13 protein-coding genes are annotated in these 17,077 nt (G+C 72.3%); 12 read left to right on the top strand and 1 reads right to left on the bottom strand.

Features of this window, described 5'->3' with window-relative positions:
* Positions 1–36: 36 nt before the first annotated feature.
* A complete protein-coding gene (locus ACF1G2_RS07165) occupies positions 37–600 on the bottom strand; it encodes an HNH endonuclease (protein ID WP_391797300.1) in 564 nt (187 codons plus the stop codon).
* A gap of 247 nt (positions 601–847) precedes the next feature.
* Here ACF1G2_RS07165 and ACF1G2_RS07160 point away from each other — a divergent pair, with 247 nt between their 5' ends.
* From ACF1G2_RS07160 to ACF1G2_RS07105, 12 genes are all read left to right on the top strand, one after another.
* Positions 848–1,918, top strand: a complete 1,071-nt coding sequence (locus ACF1G2_RS07160; RefSeq protein ID WP_391797299.1) for a mechanosensitive ion channel family protein — start codon at positions 848–850, stop codon at positions 1,916–1,918.
* 208 nt (positions 1,919–2,126) lie between these two features.
* A complete protein-coding gene (locus ACF1G2_RS07155) occupies positions 2,127–3,341 on the top strand; it encodes an ROK family protein (protein WP_391797298.1) in 1,215 nt (404 codons plus the stop codon).
* A 157-nt stretch (positions 3,342–3,498) separates the two neighbouring features.
* Positions 3,499–4,836 (top strand): ABC transporter substrate-binding protein, encoded by a 1,338-nt coding sequence (locus tag ACF1G2_RS07150; protein WP_391797297.1) that lies wholly within the window; start codon positions 3,499–3,501, stop codon positions 4,834–4,836.
* Between the two features lie 19 nt (positions 4,837–4,855).
* Positions 4,856–5,818 carry a carbohydrate ABC transporter permease gene (locus ACF1G2_RS07145; protein ID WP_391797296.1) on the top strand — a complete coding sequence of 321 codons (963 nt, stop codon included), beginning with the start codon at positions 4,856–4,858 and terminating at the stop codon, positions 5,816–5,818.
* A 2-nt stretch (positions 5,819–5,820) separates the two neighbouring features.
* On the top strand, positions 5,821–6,723 hold the full coding sequence (locus ACF1G2_RS07140; protein ID WP_391797295.1) for a carbohydrate ABC transporter permease: 903 nt from the start codon (positions 5,821–5,823) through the stop codon (positions 6,721–6,723).
* Between the two features lie 7 nt (positions 6,724–6,730).
* Entirely contained in the window at positions 6,731–7,996 is a 1,266-nt protein-coding gene (locus ACF1G2_RS07135) for a 6-phospho-beta-glucosidase (RefSeq protein ID WP_391797294.1), read from the top strand.
* Positions 7,987–8,964, top strand: coding sequence for an N-acetylglucosamine kinase (locus ACF1G2_RS07130; RefSeq protein WP_391797293.1), 978 nt, complete (start codon positions 7,987–7,989; stop codon positions 8,962–8,964). The genes ACF1G2_RS07135 and ACF1G2_RS07130 overlap by 10 nt, the downstream gene beginning before the upstream one ends.
* A 286-nt stretch (positions 8,965–9,250) precedes the next feature.
* Positions 9,251–10,708, top strand: a complete 1,458-nt coding sequence (locus tag ACF1G2_RS07125) for a hypothetical protein (RefSeq protein WP_391797292.1) — start codon at positions 9,251–9,253, stop codon at positions 10,706–10,708.
* A gap of 11 nt (positions 10,709–10,719) precedes the next feature.
* Positions 10,720–11,778, top strand: coding sequence for a glutamate ABC transporter substrate-binding protein (locus tag ACF1G2_RS07120; RefSeq protein WP_391797291.1), 1,059 nt, complete (start codon positions 10,720–10,722; stop codon positions 11,776–11,778).
* Positions 11,779–11,793: 15 nt separating this feature from the next.
* Positions 11,794–13,095: a hypothetical protein gene (locus tag ACF1G2_RS07115; RefSeq protein ID WP_391797290.1), complete on the top strand. Its 1,302-nt coding sequence runs from the start codon at positions 11,794–11,796 to the stop codon at positions 13,093–13,095.
* Positions 13,096–13,136: 41 nt separating this feature from the next.
* Complete coding sequence (locus ACF1G2_RS07110; RefSeq protein WP_391797581.1) at positions 13,137–15,731, top strand: tetratricopeptide repeat protein; 2,595 nt, start codon at positions 13,137–13,139, stop codon at positions 15,729–15,731.
* A 2-nt stretch (positions 15,732–15,733) separates the two neighbouring features.
* On the top strand, positions 15,734–17,050 hold the full coding sequence (locus ACF1G2_RS07105) for a PP2C family serine/threonine-protein phosphatase (protein WP_391797289.1): 1,317 nt from the start codon (positions 15,734–15,736) through the stop codon (positions 17,048–17,050).
* The last annotated feature ends 27 nt before the right edge of the window (positions 17,051–17,077 follow it).

Here is a 17,077-nt window from a genome sequence, read left to right as displayed (position 1 = left end):
GCCTCTCGGCGCGCCCCCGTACGACGAAGGCCCGGCTCAACCCGTCTTCACGGCCCCCGTGGGGGCGGTGGAGACGGCGTCGATCCGGGCCATGACGTCATCCGCGCCGTACGGCTGCAGGTAGGGCAGCCAGCGCGGGTCCCGGTGTCCGGTCCCGATGATCCGCCAGGCCAGACCGCTCGGCGGGGCGGGTTGGTGGCGCAGCCGCCAGCCCAGCTCGCGCAGGTGCCGGTCGGCCTTGACGTGGTTGCAGCGGCGGCATGCCGCCACGACGTTCTCCCAGGCGTGCGTACCCCCGCGGCTGCGCGGAACGACGTGGTCGACGCTGGTTGCGACGCCACCGCAGTACATGCAACGCCCGCCGTCGCGGGCGAAGAGGGCTCTGCGGGTCAGAGGAACGGGCCCCCGGTAGGGGACCCGCACGAACCGCTTCAGCCGGACCACACTGGGTGCGGGGATGACGCGGGTCTCGCTGTGCAGGAAGGCGCCGGACTCCTCGAGGCAGAGTGCCTTGTTCTCGAGGACGAGGACGAGCGCGCGGCGGAGCGGTACGACGCCGAGGGGCTCGTACGACGCGTTGAGGACCAGGACATGCGGCACGGATGCCTCCTATGACGCCGGCGGCGCGTGGCTCGCGCCGGGACGAACTGCTCTCAGTCTCTCCTCATGCCTGGTCGGAGCGCCACCACGTACCGGTAACGGGCTTGAAGTGTTCTCGACCACATCGGCATCGTCTCCCCGTACATCCCCGCGTGAGGTCGGTCTCTCCCTCGAACAGGGCAACAGGAGCACACCCGATGCCCCGTTAGTGTGGATGTTCTGCGTACGCCACGCCTGGAGGTTCTACGTGTCCTGGTCCGCCCTGTCGGCCCTGTCGGCCGCCGACGATCCGCAGCAGGTCCCCGTCACTCTCGACGAGGCCGCGGAGAAGGCGACGAACGCCGCGGGCTGGGTGGAGGAGAACTGGTCCACCTGGCTGAACACCGGTCTGCGGATTCTCCTCATCCTGGTCGTCGCCCTGTTGCTGCGGATGGCGATCCGCCGCGCCCTGACGAAGTTGATAGAGCGCATGAACCGCTCCGCGCAGGCCGTGGAGGGCACCGCGCTCGGCGGACTGCTCGTCAACGCGGAGCGGCGTCGGCAGCGCTCGGAGGCGATCGGCTCGGTGCTGCGGTCCGTCGCCTCGTTCGTGATCCTGGGCACGGCGGGGCTGATGATCCTCGGCGCCTTCCAGATCGATCTGGCGCCGCTGCTCGCCTCCGCCGGTGTCGCCGGTGTCGCGATCGGCTTCGGCGCCCGGAACCTGGTCACCGACTTCCTCTCCGGCGTCTTCATGATCCTGGAGGACCAGTACGGCGTCGGTGACTCGGTCGACGCGGGCGTGGCCTCCGGCGAGGTCATAGAGGTCGGGCTGCGCGTGACGAAGCTGCGCGGCGTCGACGGTGAGATCTGGTACGTCCGCAACGGCGAGATCAAGCGGATCGGCAACCTCAGCCAGGGCTGGGCGACCTCGGCGGTCGACGTGACGGTCCGTCCGACGGAGGACCTGGACCGGGTGAAGTCGGTGATCGACGAGGCCACGGCGTCCATGGCGAAGGACGAGCCCTGGAACGAGCGGCTGTGGGGCCCCGTGGAGATCCTCGGTCTGACCGAGGTGCTCATCGACTCCATGACCGTCCGGGTCTCCGCGAAGACGATGCCGGGCAAGGCTCTGGGCGTCGAGCGCGAGATGCGGTGGCGGATCAAGCGGGCGCTGGACGCGGCCGGCATCCGGATCGTCGGCGGTGTCCCGGCGCCGGCGGAGGAGTCCGCCGCGGACCCCACGGCCGGGATGGCGGCCCCCTCGGCCTTCGCCTCGTCCACCTCCCCGCAGGGCATGGCGGCGAGCCCGCTGCCCAAGCCGGATCTCGCCAAGTAGGAACTCCCGGCACGCCGTGTGACACGACGCGACACGCACACGACACGCACACGCACCGTGCATGAACGACGCCCCCGCAGGTAACGCTTTGGTTGCCTTCGGGGGCGTCGTGCGTGCGCGGGTATTGACGCCCCGGCGACGGCCGTCCTACGGTCCTCCCATCCAATAGGAAACTTTCCTAACAGTGAGAAGGGCGGGTGGATCCGACATGGCCGGTACGACCCCGGGCACCCCCGGCACCCCACGTGTGCTGCGGGCCATGAACGACCGTGCGGCCCTGGATCTCCTCCTGGAGCACGGAGCCCTCTCCCGCACCCGGATCGGCAAGCTCACCGGCCTGTCCAAGCCCACCGCCTCGCAGCTGCTCGCCCGCCTCGAAGCAGCCGGGCTCGTCGTCGCCACCGGGACCACCGCGGGCCGTCCGGGCCCCAGCGCGCAGCTGTACGCGGTCAACGGCCGGGCCGCCTTCGCCGCCGGACTCGACGTGACCCCGCGGCTGATCCGCGCCGCCGTCGCCGACATCAGCGGCGAGGTCGTGGGCGCGTTCGAGCTCCCCACCCCGGGCCGCGCGGCCGACGACGTCGTACGGCAGGTCACCACCGCCCTCGACGGCGCCGCCAAGGACGCCGGGATCACCCGGGCCGAGGTGCACCGGCTCGTCATCGGCACCCCCGGCGCCTTCGACCCGGCCACCGGGCGCCTTCGGTACGCCTCCCACCTGCCCGGCTGGCACTCCCCCACGCTCCTGGAGGAGCTGGCGGCCGCGCTCCCGATGCCGTTCGAGTACGAGAACGACGTCAATCTGGTGGCCGTCGCCGAGCAGCGCCTCGGCGCCGCCCGGGGCCACGAGGACTTCGTGCTGCTCTGGAACGAGGAGGGCCTCGGTGCCGCGCTCGTCCTCGGCGGCCGGCTCCACCGCGGCTTCACCGGCGGCGCCGGCGAGGTCGGCTTCCTGCCGGTACCCGGCACCCCGCTCGTACGGCAGGTCACCAAGGCCAACTCCGGCGGCTTCCAGGAGCTGGCCGGCGCGCAGGCCGTGCCCCGGATCGCCCGGGCCGAGGGCATCGAGACCCCCGAGCACCCCCACGTACCCGCCGCGTCCCGGCTGCTCGCCCACGCCGCCGCGCACCACGGCGACGACCCGCGGTACGCGGCGCTCCTCGACCAGTACGCCGAGCGCCTCGCCACCGGTCTCGCCTCGCTCGTCGCCGTACTGGACCCCGAGGTCGTCGTCCTGTCCGGCGAGGCGATCGTCAGCGGCGGGGAGCCCCTCCGCGAGCGCGTCCAGGCCGAGCTGGCCGAACTCGCCGCCTCCCGGCCGCGGCTCGTCCTCGGAGGCGTCGAGCAGCATCCGGTCCTGCGCGGAGCCCTGGAGAGCGCGCTGGCCACCACCCGCGACGAGGTCTTCGACACGTCCCGCTAGCCCGCGGCGCTCCGGGCGGTCGAGCCGGGAGCGCCGAGCACCGAGCGCCGGGCGCCGGCCGGTACAGCGCCCCGGTGACGCCCGCATCGCCCGCACGGCCCCATCGCCCCCGCAGTCCCCTTCGCCCGTCGACCCCTCCGCCACAGGGAGTTCCGTCATGCCCGTACGCGCCCGCAGAGCCGCCGTCGCGCTCGCCGCCACCGCCTCGATCGCCCTCCTCGCCTCGGCCTGCACCGGCTCCACCGAGAACAAGGCGGGTGACGACCCGAACGCCGAGACCACGATCACCTTCTGGCACGGCTGGTCGGCGCCCTCCGAGGTGAAGGCGATCCAGGACAACGTCGACCGCTTCGAGAAGGCCCACCCGAACATCAAGGTGAAGATCGTCGGCAACATCAACGACGACAAGCTGAGCCAGGCGCTGCGCGCGGGCGGTTCGAACGGTCCGGACGTGGCCGCGTCCTTCACGACGTCCAACGTCGGCAAGTTCTGTCACACGGGCGCCTTCGCGGACCTCAAGCCCTTCCTGGAGAAGGACAAGGTGGACCTGGACAAGACCTTCTCGAAGGTCCTCCAGGACTACACCCAGTTCGAGGGCAGGCGCTGTTCCCTGCCGCTGCTCTCCGACGCGTACGGGCTCTACTACAACAAGGACGCCTTCAAGGCGGCCGGTATCACCGCCCCGCCGAAGACCTGGTCGGAGTTCACCGAGGTCGCCAAGAAGCTGACCAAGGAGAAGGGCGACACCTACGAGCAGCTCGGCTTCATGCCGAACTACCTCGGCTACGAGACCGTCCCCTCCCACTACATGTCGCAGTGGGACCACACGTACTTCGACGGCGGCGGCAAGTCCAACCTCGCCAAGGACCCGGGCTTCGCCGAGATGCTGACGTACCAGAAGTCGCTGGTCGACGGCCTGGGCGGGTTCGCGAAGCTCGACAGGTACCGGACCACGTTCGGTGACGAGTGGGGCGCCAAGCACCCCTTCCACACCGGCCAGGTCGCCATGCAGCTCGACGGCGAGTGGCGGCTGAACTTCATCAAGGAGGCGAAGGTCGGCTTCGAGGTCGGCGTCGCGCCGCTGCCCGTCGCCGACGACGAGGTCGCCGAGTACGGCAAGGGCTACCTCTCCGGCACGATCATCGGCATCGCTCCGCAGAGCAAGAAGCAGAACGCCGCCTGGGAACTGATCAAGTACATGACGATGGACACCGAGGCCGTGGTGAACTTCGCCAACGGCATCGGCAACGTCCCCTCCACCCTGGACGCCCTGAAGTCGCCGAACCTGAAGGCCGACGACAACTTCAAGGTCTTCCTGCAGATCGCCCAGCACCCGGAGTCCTCGACCTCCGACGGCGCCGTGAACGGATCCACGTACCAGGACACCTTCCAGGACTTCGCCCAGAAGTACGAGAAGGGCCAGGTCAAGGACCTGAAGAAGGGCCTTGAGGAAACGGCCGCCCAGATCGACCGCGACATCGCCCAGGCGAAGTAAGACCCGGGACCGGTACCTCATGTCCACCGACACCCTCGAAGGGCGCCAGGCGGCGCTGCGGTCGAAGCGCGTCCGGAGCGCGCTTCGCACCGCGGCGTTCATGTCGCCCTGGCTCATCGGCTTCAGCGTCTTCTTCGCGTACCCGCTCGTCTCGACCGTCTACTTCTCGCTGATGAAGTACGACGGGCTCAACCCGCCGACCTGGCGGGGCCTGGACAACTGGACGTACGTCTTCTCCGACCTGCCGAAGTTCTGGCCGGCCATGCAGAACACCCTCTGGCTCGCGGTCGTCATGGTCGCCTGCCGGGTGGTCTTCGGCCTCGGCATCGGCCTGCTCATCACGAAGATCAAGACCGGCGCCGGATTCTTCCGCACCCTGTTCTACCTTCCGTACCTCGCACCGCCGGTGGCCGCGACGCTGGCCTTCGTCTTCCTCCTCAACCCGGGCACGGGGCCGGTCAACTCGCTCCTGGAGGCCGTCGGCATCCCCGCGCCCTCCTGGTTCAACGACGCGGCCTGGGCCAAGCCCGCACTGACCGTCCTCGCCGTGTGGGGCGTCGGGGACCTCATGGTCATCTTCATGGCCGCCCTGCTCGACGTGCCGAAGGAACAGTACGAGGCGGCGGAGCTGGACGGGGCCTCGGCCTGGCAGCGGTTCCGCTACGTCACCCTGCCGAACATCTCGCCGATCGTCCTCTTCGCCGTCGTCACCGGGATCATCGGCGCGATGCAGTACTACACCCAGCCCATCGTGGCGGCGAAGGTCGCCTCCGGGGTGATGGGCGGCTCGGGCCAGACCTTCGAACCGGGCTATCCGGACGACTCCACGCTGACCCTGCCGCAGCTCGTCTACAACCTCGGCTTCGGCCGCTTCGACTACGGCGCGGCCTGCGTCGTGGCCCTCGTCCTGTTCGCCCTCTCCATGGCCTTCACCGCGCTGCTGATGCGGCGGCGGGGCGGCCTGATCGGCTCGGGTGACTGACCATGTCCTCCTCCGTCTCCACGCTCGACCGTCCCGTGGACACCGGGCCCCCCGCCGGGGCCGCCGCGAGGCCGGCCCGCCGCCGGGCGCTCCTGCACTGGATCGCCGTCCACTCCCTCGGGACAGCGGCCGCCCTGTTCTTCGTGCTGCCGTTCGTCTTCATCCTGCTGACGTCCCTGATGAGCGACCAGCAGGCGCTCACCCGCGACCTCACGCCGAACTCCTGGCACTGGGACAACTACGTCCGGGTCTTCGAGACCCCGGGTTTCCTGGACTGGTGGAAGAACTCCCTGCTGTACGCGGGTCTCGGCACCGCGCTCGTGGTGGTGTCCTCGATCCCGGTGGCGTACGCGCTCGCCAAGTTCCGCTTCCGGGGCCGGCATCTGTCGCTGCTGCTCGTCATCTCGATGATGATGCTGCCGCCGCAGGTGATCATCATTCCGATGTACCTGTTCTGGGCCAAGCAGATGGACCTCTCGGGGACGCTCTGGCCGCTCGTCATCCCGATGGCCTTCGGTGACGCCTTCGCGATCTTCCTGCTGCGCCAGTTCCTGCTGACGATCCCGAACGAGTACATCGAGGCCGCGAGGATCGACGGGTGCGGCGAGCTGCGAACCCTCCTCAAGGTCGTGCTCCCGATGGCGAAGCCCGGCATCGCCGCCGTGGCGCTCTTCCAGTTCTTCTACTGCTGGAACGACTACTTCGGGCCGCAGATCTACACCTCCGACAACCCGGCGGCGTACACGCTGAGCTACGGCCTGGAGTCCTTCAAGGGCGCACACCACACCGACTGGAATCTCACCATGGCCGCGACCGTCCTGGTCATGGCCCCTGTGATCCTCGTCTTCTTCTTCGCCCAGAAGGCGTTCGTCGAGGGAGTCACACTGACCGGAGTGAAGGGCTAGGCCGAAAATGAAGCTCGCTGTCGTGGGGGGCGGCTCCACCTACACCCCCGAACTGATCGACGGATTCGCGCGGTTGCGCGACACCCTGCCCATCACCGAACTCGTCCTCGTCGACCCCGCCGCCGACCGGCTGGAGCTGGTCGGCGGGCTGGCCCGGCGGATCTTCGCCAGGCAGGGCCACGGAGGGAAGATCGTCACCACCTCCGACGTCGACACCGGCGTGGCCGGCGCGGACGCCGTGCTGCTCCAGCTGCGGGTCGGCGGCCAGGCCGCCAGGAACCAGGACGAGACCTGGCCCCTGGAGTGCGGCTGCGTCGGCCAGGAGACCACCGGCGCCGGCGGTCTCGCCAAGGCGCTGCGGACGGTGCCGGTCGTCCTGGACATCGCCGAGCGGGTCCGGCGCGCCAACCCGGACGCCTGGATCATCGACTTCACCAACCCCGTCGGCATCGTCACGCGCGCGCTGCTGCAGGCCGGCCACAAGGCCGTCGGGCTGTGCAACGTGGCCATCGGCTTCCAGCGGAAGTTCGCCCAGCTGCTCGACGTGACGCCGGCCGACATCCACCTCGACCACGTCGGGCTCAACCACCTGACCTGGGAGACCGCCGTACGGCTCGGCGGCCCGGAGGGCGAGAACGTGCTGCCCCGGCTGCTCGCCGAGCACGGTGACACGCTCGCCGACGATCTCCGTCTGCCCCGCCTGTTCATGGACCGTTTCGGGGTCGTCCCCTCGTACTACCTGCGCTACTTCTACGCGCACGACGAGGTCGTACGGGAGCTGGGCACCAAGCCCTCGCGGGCCGCCGAGGTCGCCGCGATGGAGAAGGAGCTCCTGGAGATGTACGGGGACCCGGCGCTCGACGAGAAGCCCGCGCTGCTCGCCAAGCGCGGCGGGGCGTTCTACTCGGAGGCCGCCGTCGATCTCGCCGCGTCCCTGCTGGGCGGCGGAGGCTCGCCCCACCAGGTGGTGAACACGTACAACAACGGCACGCTGCCGTTCCTCGCCGACGACGCCGTCATCGAGGTGCAGGCGACGGTGGGGGCGAACGGTGCGACGCCGCTGCCGGTGGCCCCGCTCGACCCGCTGTACGCCGGGCTGATCGCCCATGTGTCCGGCTACGAGGACCTGGCGCTGGAGGCGGCGCTGCGCGGTGGCCGCGACCGGGTGTTCAAGGCGCTGCTCGCGCACCCTCTCGTCGGGCAGTACGAGTACGCCGAGGGCCTCACCGACCGGCTGATCGCCCACAACCGGGAGCACCTCGCGTGGGCGTGAACCTCGACGGCGCGCTCCTGGCGATCGACGCGGGCAACAGCAAGACCGACGTGGCGATCGTGGGGCCGGACGGGACCGTGATCGGCTCGGCGCGCGGCGGCGGGTTCCAGCCGCCCCTGGTCGGTGTCGAGGCGGCCCTGGACGTCCTGGCGGAGGCCGTGGGGCGGGCTGCCGCCACGACGGGCCGCCGCCTGGAGTTCGCGCATGTCTCCGCGTGCCTCGCCAACGCCGATCTCCCGGTGGAGGAGGCGGAGTTGAAGGCCGCTCTCGACGCGCGCGGCTGGAGCCCGTCCGTACGGGTGTACAACGACACCTTCGCCATCCTGCGGGCCGGGCTCGACGAGCCGCGGGGTGTCGCGGTGGTGTGCGGGGCGGGGATCAACTGCGTCGGGATGCTGCCCGACGGGCGGACCGCCCGCTTCCCCGCCCTGGGGAAGATCTCCGGCGACTGGGGCGGCGGCAGCGGACTCGCCGAGGAGGCGCTGTGGTTCGCCGCCCGCGCGGAGGACGGGCGGGGCGAACCGACGGCGCTGGCACGGACGTTGCCCGCGCACTTCGGGCTGCCGACCATGTACGCGCTGATCGAGGCGCTGCACCGGGGGAGCATCGCGTACGAGCGGCGGCACGAGCTGACACCGGTGCTGTTCCGTACGAGCGCCGAGGGTGACGCGGTCGCCCGCTCTCTGGTACGGCGGCTGGCCGAGGAGGTCGTCACGCTGTCGGCGGTCGCGCTCGGCCGGCTCGGTCTGCTCGACGAGGAGGCTCCGGTGATGCTGGGCGGCAGCGTGCTGGCCGCGCGCCATCCCGAGCTGGACGGTCTGATCGCCGAACTCCTGGCGGTGAAGGCGCCGAAGGCGGTCGTGGGCGTGGTCGTCGCGCCGCCGGTGCTGGGTGCGGCCCTCCTCGCCCTGGACGAGGCGGCGGCGCCGCCGGAGGCCGCGGCACGGCTGCGGCTCCACTACGCCTGAGGCGCGTCGCGTACGCCTGAGGCGCGTCGCGTACGTCCGAGGCTCGGCGGCACGACGGCGGGGCGTCTCCCTCACGGGGAGGCGCCCCGCCCCTCGTTCACCCGTTCGTGTCGTCCGTCCGTGGAACCGATGGGGGCGAAAAGCCGTATTCATAGCAGGGGGTTCGCCTACGGGGCCGACGCGACATGGGGCACGATAAGACAAGATCCAGTCAATCCTGGTGTGCGGGTGGGGCCCCTGAGGCCATACTGCTGGCCGGGAACGTCGGACCGAGGGGGAGGCCACGTTGACACACCCGCCGAATGCGCCCGCCGCCTCGGCGCCGGGCAGTGTGCCCGTGCACCCGGTTCCGGGTGTGCCCGCGCAGCCGTCGCCGCCGTCCGGTGCGCCCGTGTCCGCGTCCTCCGCAGCCCCGTCACCGGCCGGCCCGCCCGCCGGGCACGGCCCGTGGGACGAGGTCCGGGCACGGCTGCGCCGCGCGGCCACGACCGAGCCCGGCCGCCTCCAGATCCTCGGAGCCGTACTGGCCCTGCTCGTCGTCGCGTTCGGCGCCGTGACCGCGTACGAGGTCTCCGACCGGGCCGGCTCCGCCGACGACGTGGTGAGCCGCAGCCAGCCGCTGAGCGCCGACGCCGCGGACATCTACCGCTCCCTCGCCGACGCCGACACGGCAGCCGCCAGCGCCTTCCTGTCCAAGGAGCGCGACCCCGCCGACCTCCAGAAGCGATACGCGGACGACATCACCACCGCGTCCCGCCTCCTGGTCAAGGCGGCGGCGAGCACCGGCGGATCGTCGCAGTCCGCCCGTGAGATCACCACGCTCAACGAACAACTCCCGCGCTACACAGGCCTGATCGAGCGGGCGCGGGCCGCCAACCGGCAGGGCCTGCCGCTCGGCGGCGCCTATCTGCGGTACGCGAACCAGCTGATGACCACGCAGCTGCTGCCCGCGGCCGAGCGGCTGTACGAGGCGGAGACCCAGCGGCTGCAGCGGGACGACGAGGACGCCCGCGACTGGCCGTTCCTCTCCCTCGCTCTCGGGGCCGCCGCCCTCGCCGTCCTGGTCTGGGCGCAGCGCCGTACCTACGCGCGGACGAACCGGGTCTTCAACCAGGGCCTGCTCGCCGCGACCGCAGCATCCGTGATCGTGCTCCTCTGGCTCGCCGCCGCGCACACCGTCGCCCGCGCCGGGCTCGACGACGCCCGTGAGCACGGGCAGAGCTCGCTCCAGGTCCTCAACGCCGCCCGGATCAGCTCCCTCAAGGCGCGGGCCAACGAGAACCTGACGCTGGTCGCCCGGGGCGCGGTCCTCACCGACGACGGCAAGAACGACAAGTACGAGACGGACTACACGACCAGCATGGAGTCGCTGACCACCGCGCTCGCCGAGGCGCGCCAGCTGGCCGACGACGACGCCGGCCGCGATCCGCTGAGCGCCGCCGCTGAGCGTACGGCCGACTGGCGCGAGCGCCACAAGGACGCCCGGGACAAGGACGACGCGGGCAACTACGAGGGCGCGCGGACCAGTGTCGTCGGACCGGGCGCCTCCACGGGGCAGTCCTTCGACCAGGTCGACGCGGCCCTGAAGCAGGCCCTGGACCACGAGCAGGGCGAGTTCACCCATGCCGCCGAGAGCGGCAGGGGCGCCCTCACCGCCCTACCGCTGGGCGCGGCCGTGCTCGGCATCCTCGGCGCGGCGGGCGCCGTCACGGGCGTCAACCGCAGGCTTTCGGAGTACCGGTGAGAGGGGGCGGGATGCGGAACGGCGTCGACGGCGCGAGGAAGCGCGGACCGGCCCGGCTCCTCGGCGGGCGCCCCCTGGGGCGGCTGCGCGGCTGGGGCGGAGTGGGGGCGATGGCGGTGGCCTGCGGGCTGACCGCGTCGCTCACCCTGCTGCCGCTGACCCACAGCGCGAACGGCGCCCCCGTCTCCCCCGGGGTGACCGGCCCCGGGGTCGGTGTCGGCGTGCAGGTCAAGGCGGACACCTGCCGGAACCCCGAGGCCTCGCTCACCCCGTCCGACGCCGACGGCCCGGCCGTGGAGGCGATCAAGGCGCGCGGCAAGCTCGTCGTCGGCGTCGACCAGAACAGCTTCAACTGGGGGTACTTCAACCCCGAGACCAGGCAGCTGGAAGGGTTCGACATCGCGCTGGCCAGGGCGATCGCCAAGGACCTGCTGGGCAGCGAGGACGCGATCATCTTCCGCACCATCCCCACCAACCAGCGGATCGCGGCCCTGGACAGCGGGAAGGTCGACCTCGTCGTCCGCACGATGACGATCAACTGCAGGCGGATCGAGCAGGTCGCCTTCTCCACGGCCTACTTCCAGGCCGGTCAGCAGGTGCTCGCGCCCAAGGACTCGACCGACATCACGGGGTACGACTCCTCGCTCGACGGCAAGCGGGTCTGCACGGCGGAGGGTTCCACGGCCTACGAGGCGCTGGTGGACAACTCCTTCGGCGCCACGTTCAAGGACGAGGGGGACGGCACCGGGAGCGACCGGGACCGGTTCACCGTCCCCAACCAGCTGGACTGTCTGGCCCGGCTCCAGATGGGCGAGGTCGACGCCGTCGTCACCGACAACGCGCTGGCGGCGGGGCAGGCCGCGCAGGACCCGGCCGTCGAGCTCAAGGGCAGACCGTTCACCACCGAGTACTACGGAGTCGCCGCCAAGCTCGGCAACGACGACCTGGTCCGCCGGGTCAACCACGTCCTCGTGCAGTACCGCCAGGGCGCCTGGACGGCGGCGTACGACAAGTGGCTGAAGGCGGACCTGCCCGGGATATCCGGGCCGCCCGCACCCATGTACAAGTAGAGCGAGAGGTGATCGATGGGCGTCGCGGGCACCCCCGGGCCGGTGATGGACCGGGACGAGGTGGACCGTGCGCTGGCGCGGCTCGGCGCGGAGCACAAGGCGATCGAGGACTCGCTGCTGGCGCTCCAGGACCACGCGGGCCGCAGGCTGCTCGAAGGGGCCGAGCTGACCGGGACCACCCGGGACCGCTGGCACTCCACCGAGCGGACGATCACCCTGCTCTGGACGTACTTCGACGCGTACACGGACGCGCTGCACGACGCCCGTGAGCTGCGGGCACGCCGGCGCTGGGCCAGCCGCGAGGACCTGGTGGAGCTGACCGAGCGGCTGCGCGGCGAGAGCGTGCTCGTCGCGGGCGGCGCGCAGCAGCCCGCCGCCGCGTCGCTCACCGGCCCCGCCCGGCTCTCCGAGCGGTTCACGCTGGAGCGGCTGGTCGCCCGGATGAACGAGCTGTACGCCTCCTCGCTCGACATGGTCGTGACCGCCGACGCCGTCTGGTCCGCGCTGCCCGCGCGGATAGACCTCCTCGCCGCCGAGCTGGGGCGGACCCGCTCGCTCGCGCACTCCGTAGGGGTGCGGCCCGGGGAGCACCCGGCCGGTGACGAGCTGGAGGAGATCACGGCCGAGCTGAGCGCGCTGCGCTCCCAGGTCGTCACCGACCCGCTGGCCTTCTGGCGTCCCGCCGCGGGGAGTTCGGCACCGGGCGGCGGACGGCCCGACACCGAGCGGTACGACCGGGCGGCCCGCGCCCTGGAGGACATCCGGCGGGAGATCGAGGCGGTCCTCGCGGTCCGGCAGGACTCCGAGGACCGGCTGCTGCGGCTGCGGGACGTCCTCTCGCGCGCCGACCGGACGCTCGCCGAGGCACGCGTGGCGCGCGGCGAGGTCCTCGCCAAGATCGCCGCCTCCGAGGTGCCGGCGGTCAGCGGCCCGCCGACGGTCCTCCAGGAACGGCTCTCGACGGCCGCCGAGTACCGCCGGCACGCCCAGTGGCACCGGCTCTCGCCGCTCCTGGAGTCGCTGGAGCAGGAGGCCGAGGACGAACTGCAGCGCGCCCGGGCGTCCCTGACCGCCGTCACCGCGCCGCTCGCGGTCCGCGCCGAGCTGCGCGGCCGGCTCGACGCGTACAAGGCGAAGGTGGCCCGGCTCGGCGCTGCGGAGGATCCGCTGCTGATCGAGCGGTACGACGCGGCGCGCCGGATGCTGTGGAGCGCGCCCTGCGACCTGCGCGTCGCGGAGCAGGCGGTCCTGCGCTACCAGCAGGCCGCGGCCGAGGTTCTGTCCGGACCCAGAGATGCCAGGGGGCGTCAGTGGTGAGCACCTGTCAGCGTCCCTCGTGCGAGGGATCGTACGAGGACATGGGCGGCGGCGAGCTGTACTGCGACACCTGCGGGCTCGCCCCGGTCGTCGCCGCGGGCGGCGTGCTCCAGGCCAACCCGACCGGGATGGCGGTGCCCGGCAAGGGGTCGGCCTCGTCCCGGTCGAGCTCGCGCTCCTCCTCCCGCAGTTCCACGCGCTCCTCCCGCTCGGCCACGTCCCGGCGCTCGGTCTCGGGGCGTCTGTCCCGTTCCCTGTCGGGCAGGAGCAGCGGCCGTTCGGTGTCGGTGCGCAGCTCCGGCTCGTCGACCGCGCAGTCCGGGCGGAACCGGCTGGGCGCCGGGCTGGTGGCGATCCCCGAGGTGCCGCGCCCCGACCCGCGCGGCGCGGTGATGGAGAACCCCGAGGTTCCCGAGCGGAAGCGATTCTGCTCGCGCTCGGACTGCGGCGCACCGGTGGGCCGGTCGCGCGGCGACCGGCCGGGACGTACGGAGGGCTTCTGCACCAAGTGCGGGCATCCGTACTCCTTCGTGCCGAAGCTGCGCGGCGGGGACGTCGTGCACGGGCAGTATGAGGTCGCGGGCTGTCTCGCGCACGGCGGCCTCGGCTGGATCTACCTCGCCGTCGACCGGGCGGTCTCCGACCGCTGGGTGGTCCTCAAGGGCCTGCTGGACACCGGCGACCAGGACGCGATGGCGGCGGCGATCTCGGAGCGCCGCTTCCTCGCCGAGATCGAGCACTCCAACATCGTCCGGATCTACAACTTCGTCGAGCACCTCGACGCCCGCACGGGCTCCCTGGACGGCTACATCGTCATGGAGTACGTCGGCGGCAAGGCGCTCAAGGAGATCGCCAACGACCGCCGCACGCCGGACGGCCGGCGCGATCCGCTGCCGGTCGAGCAGGCCTGCGCGTACGGGATCGAGGCCCTGGAGGCGCTCGGGCACCTGCACAGCCGGAACCTGCTGTACTGCGACTTCAAGGTCGACAACGCGATCCAGAGCGAGGACCAGCTCAAGCTGATCGACATGGGCGCGGTCCGGCGGATGGACGACGACGAGTCCGCGATCTACGGCACGGTGGGCTACCAGGCGCCGGAGGTGGCCGAGGTCGGCCCGTCGGTGGCGAGCGACCTCTACACCGTGGCGCGCACGCTCGCCGTGCTGACCTTCGACTTCCAGGGGTACACGAACGTCTTCGTCGACTCCCTGCCCGACCCGGAGCACATCGAGGTCTTCCGGACGTACGAGTCGTTCTACCGTCTCCTGGTCCGCGCGACGGACCCGGACCCCGCCCGCCGGTTCGCCTCCGCGCAGGAGATGGCGGAGCAGCTGACGGGTGTCCTGCGCGAGGTCGTCGCCCTCCAGTCGGGCCGTCCGCGCCCGGCCCTTTCGACCCTGTTCGGCACGGAACTGCGGGTCACGGACACCGAGCTGTTCGCGGAGCTGACGGAGGACGTCTCCCTCCTGGGCGCCCGGGAGCGGGGTCGGGGCCGCGGCCGGACGGCGGCACGGCGCGTCGCACCGGCGCCGCTTCCGGCACAGGGCGCGCCGCCTACCGTCCAGGGCGCGCCGCTACCGACGCCGGGCGCCCCGCTTCCGGCGCCGGGCGCCCCGCTACCGACGCCGGGCGCCCCGCTCCCCGTCCAGGGCGCGCCGCTTCCCGCGCCGGCCGGCGGCCCCGTGCCCGCGCAGGCACCGGGCGTGGCGTTCCTCGCTCCGCTCGACGGAGGGAGGGCCTCGCTCGCGCTGCCCGTGCCGCGGGTGGACCCCGGGGACCCCAACGCCGGTTTCCTCGCGGGTCTGATGGCCTCCGCCCCGGCCGAGCTGATCAGCGCCCTCGGCACCGCGCCCGCGCCCTCCCTGGAGCTGCGGCTGCGCGAGCTGCGGGCCCTCCTGGAGATGGCCGACCTCGGCTCCGCCGGGCGCGCGCTCGCCACGCTGGAGGAGGAGCACCCGGACGACTGGCGGGTCGTCTGGTACCGCGGCGTGACCTCCCTGGTGACCGGCGACCACGAGCACGCGGCGCTCTCCTTCGACGCGGTCTACGACGCGTTCCCCGGTGAGCCCGCGCCGAAGCTGGCCCTGGGCATCTGCGCCGAGGTGCTGGGCCAGCTGGACAACGCCGCCGAGTACTACCGTCTGGTGTGGGCGACCGACCCCGGCTTCGTGAGCGCCGCGTTCGGGCTCGCCCGGGTGCGCCTCGCGGCCGGCGACCGTACCGGAGCCGTACGGACCCTGGAGTCCGTACCGGAGGCGTCCATCCACTACACGGCGGCCCGCGTCGCGGCCGTCCGGGCGCGGCTGCGGCGGCGGGCGGCGCACGAACCGCTCGGCGCGGACCTCACGGCGGCCGCCGCGCAGGTCTCCGCGCTCCAGGACTTCGGTCTGGACGCGGTACGCCGGGAGACGCTGTCGACGGAGGTCCTCGGCTCGGCGCTCGACTGGGTACTCTCCGGGAGTCCCGGAACGACTCCGGGCGGGGCGCAGCTGCTCGGCAGCGAACTGGACGAACGCGGACTGCGCTTCGGCCTCGAACGCTCGTACCGGGTGCTCGCCCGGCTCGCTCAGCGGGGCGAGGAGAGGATCGAACTGGTGGAACGGGCCAACCGTTTCCGCCCCCGGACGTGGGTGTGAGTATGTCCCAGAAGCCCCAGCACGAAATCTCCGCCTGCCCCGGCTGCGCGGAGCCGCTGGAGTCGGGTGACCGGTTCTGCGGGGCGTGCGGTCACGACCTCGCGGCCGTCCCGGCCGCGGCCCCGGAGCCGGACCGTCCCACGGTCGCGATCGGTACGCCGGTGAACTGGCCCGAGCCCCCGCCCCGCGAGCCGGGCTCCCTCTCCACGGCCACGCAGCACCCGGGCGACCTCCCGGGCACGGACTCGGGCGGCCGCGACCTGCCGACGCCGGCGGTCCGCATGGACGGTCCGCCCCGGGCCGAAGCCCCCGAGCCGGCCGCCCCAGAAGGGGATTTCACCCTCGCCGCGCCCGACCCGCGCGCCGCCGCGCAGCTCGCCACCCCGGCCGCCGGGACCAAGCTGTGCGTCGCCTGCCGTGCCGGAGCCGTGGACCCGGACGGGTACTGCGAGAACTGCGGGCACGCCCAGCCGCGCGAACGCGACCACATGGAGCAGGAGCTCTCCACCGTCGCCGCCGTCAGCGACCGCGGGCTGCGCCACCACCGCAACGAGGACGCGTTCGCGGTCTCGGCCACCGCGCTACCCGACGGTTCCCTCGCCTCCCTGGCGATCGTCTGCGACGGCGTCTCCTCCGCGACCCGCCCCGACGAGGCCTCCGCGGCGGCCGCCAGGGCGGCCGGGCAGTCGCTGCTCATCGCCCTGCCGCGCGGCACCCATCCGCAGCAGGCCATGCACGAGGCGATCGTCGCCGCCTCGGAGGCGGTCAACTCCCTCGCCGAGGAGCCCGGCCCGGACGGCATGGAGCACGATCAGCACCGCCACCAGAACGCCCCGGCCTGCACCATCGTCGGCGCGGTCGTCGCCGACGGACTGCTGATCGTCGGCTGGGTCGGCGACAGCCGTGCCTACTGGGTGCCGGACGACCGCACCTCCCCGCCGGCCCGGCTCACCCAGGACGACTCCTGGGCCGCCCAGATGGTCGCCACGGGCCTGATGAACGAGGCGGAGGCGTACGCCGACGCGCGCGCCCACGCCATCACGGGCTGGCTCGGCGCCGACGCGTACGAACTGGAGCCGCATACCGCCGCGTTCAAGCCCGACCGCCCCGGGGTGGTCGTCGTCTGCACCGACGGGCTCTGGAACTACGCGGAGGCCGCCGACGAGATGGCCCGGGTCGTCCCCGCGGACGCCGCGGGGCGCCCGCTGCACGGCGCCCAGGTGCTGGTCGGCCACGCCCTGGACGGCGGGGGCCACGACAACGTAACAGTGGCGCTACTGCCGTTCGCCCTCTCCCCGCAAGGGGCAGGATCGGCCTGAACGGTCGCCGGTCCCCTGTCCCTCCCA

Origin of the sequence: Streptomyces sp. NPDC013457 (assembly GCF_043089925.1) — a bacterium.
In the GTDB taxonomy this organism is placed as follows: domain Bacteria; phylum Actinomycetota; class Actinomycetes; order Streptomycetales; family Streptomycetaceae; genus Streptomyces.
The sequence above is the reverse complement of the archived record's forward strand: the minus strand, read 5'-3'. Positions and strand labels throughout refer to the sequence as shown.

What these genes read in the sequence shown, in the direction of transcription:
- ACF1G2_RS07155 (WP_391797298.1), top strand. Translation starts at nt 2,127, where the DNA reads ATGGCCGGTACGACCCCGGGCACCCCCGGCACCCCACGTGTGCTGCGG.
- ACF1G2_RS07150 (WP_391797297.1), top strand. Translation starts at nt 3,499, where the DNA reads ATGCCCGTACGCGCCCGCAGAGCCGCCGTCGCGCTCGCCGCCACCGCC.
- ACF1G2_RS07145 (WP_391797296.1), top strand. Translation starts at nt 4,856, where the DNA reads ATGTCCACCGACACCCTCGAAGGGCGCCAGGCGGCGCTGCGGTCGAAG.
- ACF1G2_RS07140 (WP_391797295.1), top strand. Translation starts at nt 5,821, where the DNA reads ATGTCCTCCTCCGTCTCCACGCTCGACCGTCCCGTGGACACCGGGCCC.
- ACF1G2_RS07135 (WP_391797294.1), top strand. Translation starts at nt 6,731, where the DNA reads ATGAAGCTCGCTGTCGTGGGGGGCGGCTCCACCTACACCCCCGAACTG.
- ACF1G2_RS07120 (WP_391797291.1), top strand. Translation starts at nt 10,720, where the DNA reads ATGCGGAACGGCGTCGACGGCGCGAGGAAGCGCGGACCGGCCCGGCTC.
- ACF1G2_RS07115 (WP_391797290.1), top strand. Translation starts at nt 11,794, where the DNA reads ATGGGCGTCGCGGGCACCCCCGGGCCGGTGATGGACCGGGACGAGGTG.
- ACF1G2_RS07110 (WP_391797581.1), top strand. Translation starts at nt 13,137, where the DNA reads ATGGGCGGCGGCGAGCTGTACTGCGACACCTGCGGGCTCGCCCCGGTC.
- ACF1G2_RS07105 (WP_391797289.1), top strand. Translation starts at nt 15,734, where the DNA reads ATGTCCCAGAAGCCCCAGCACGAAATCTCCGCCTGCCCCGGCTGCGCG.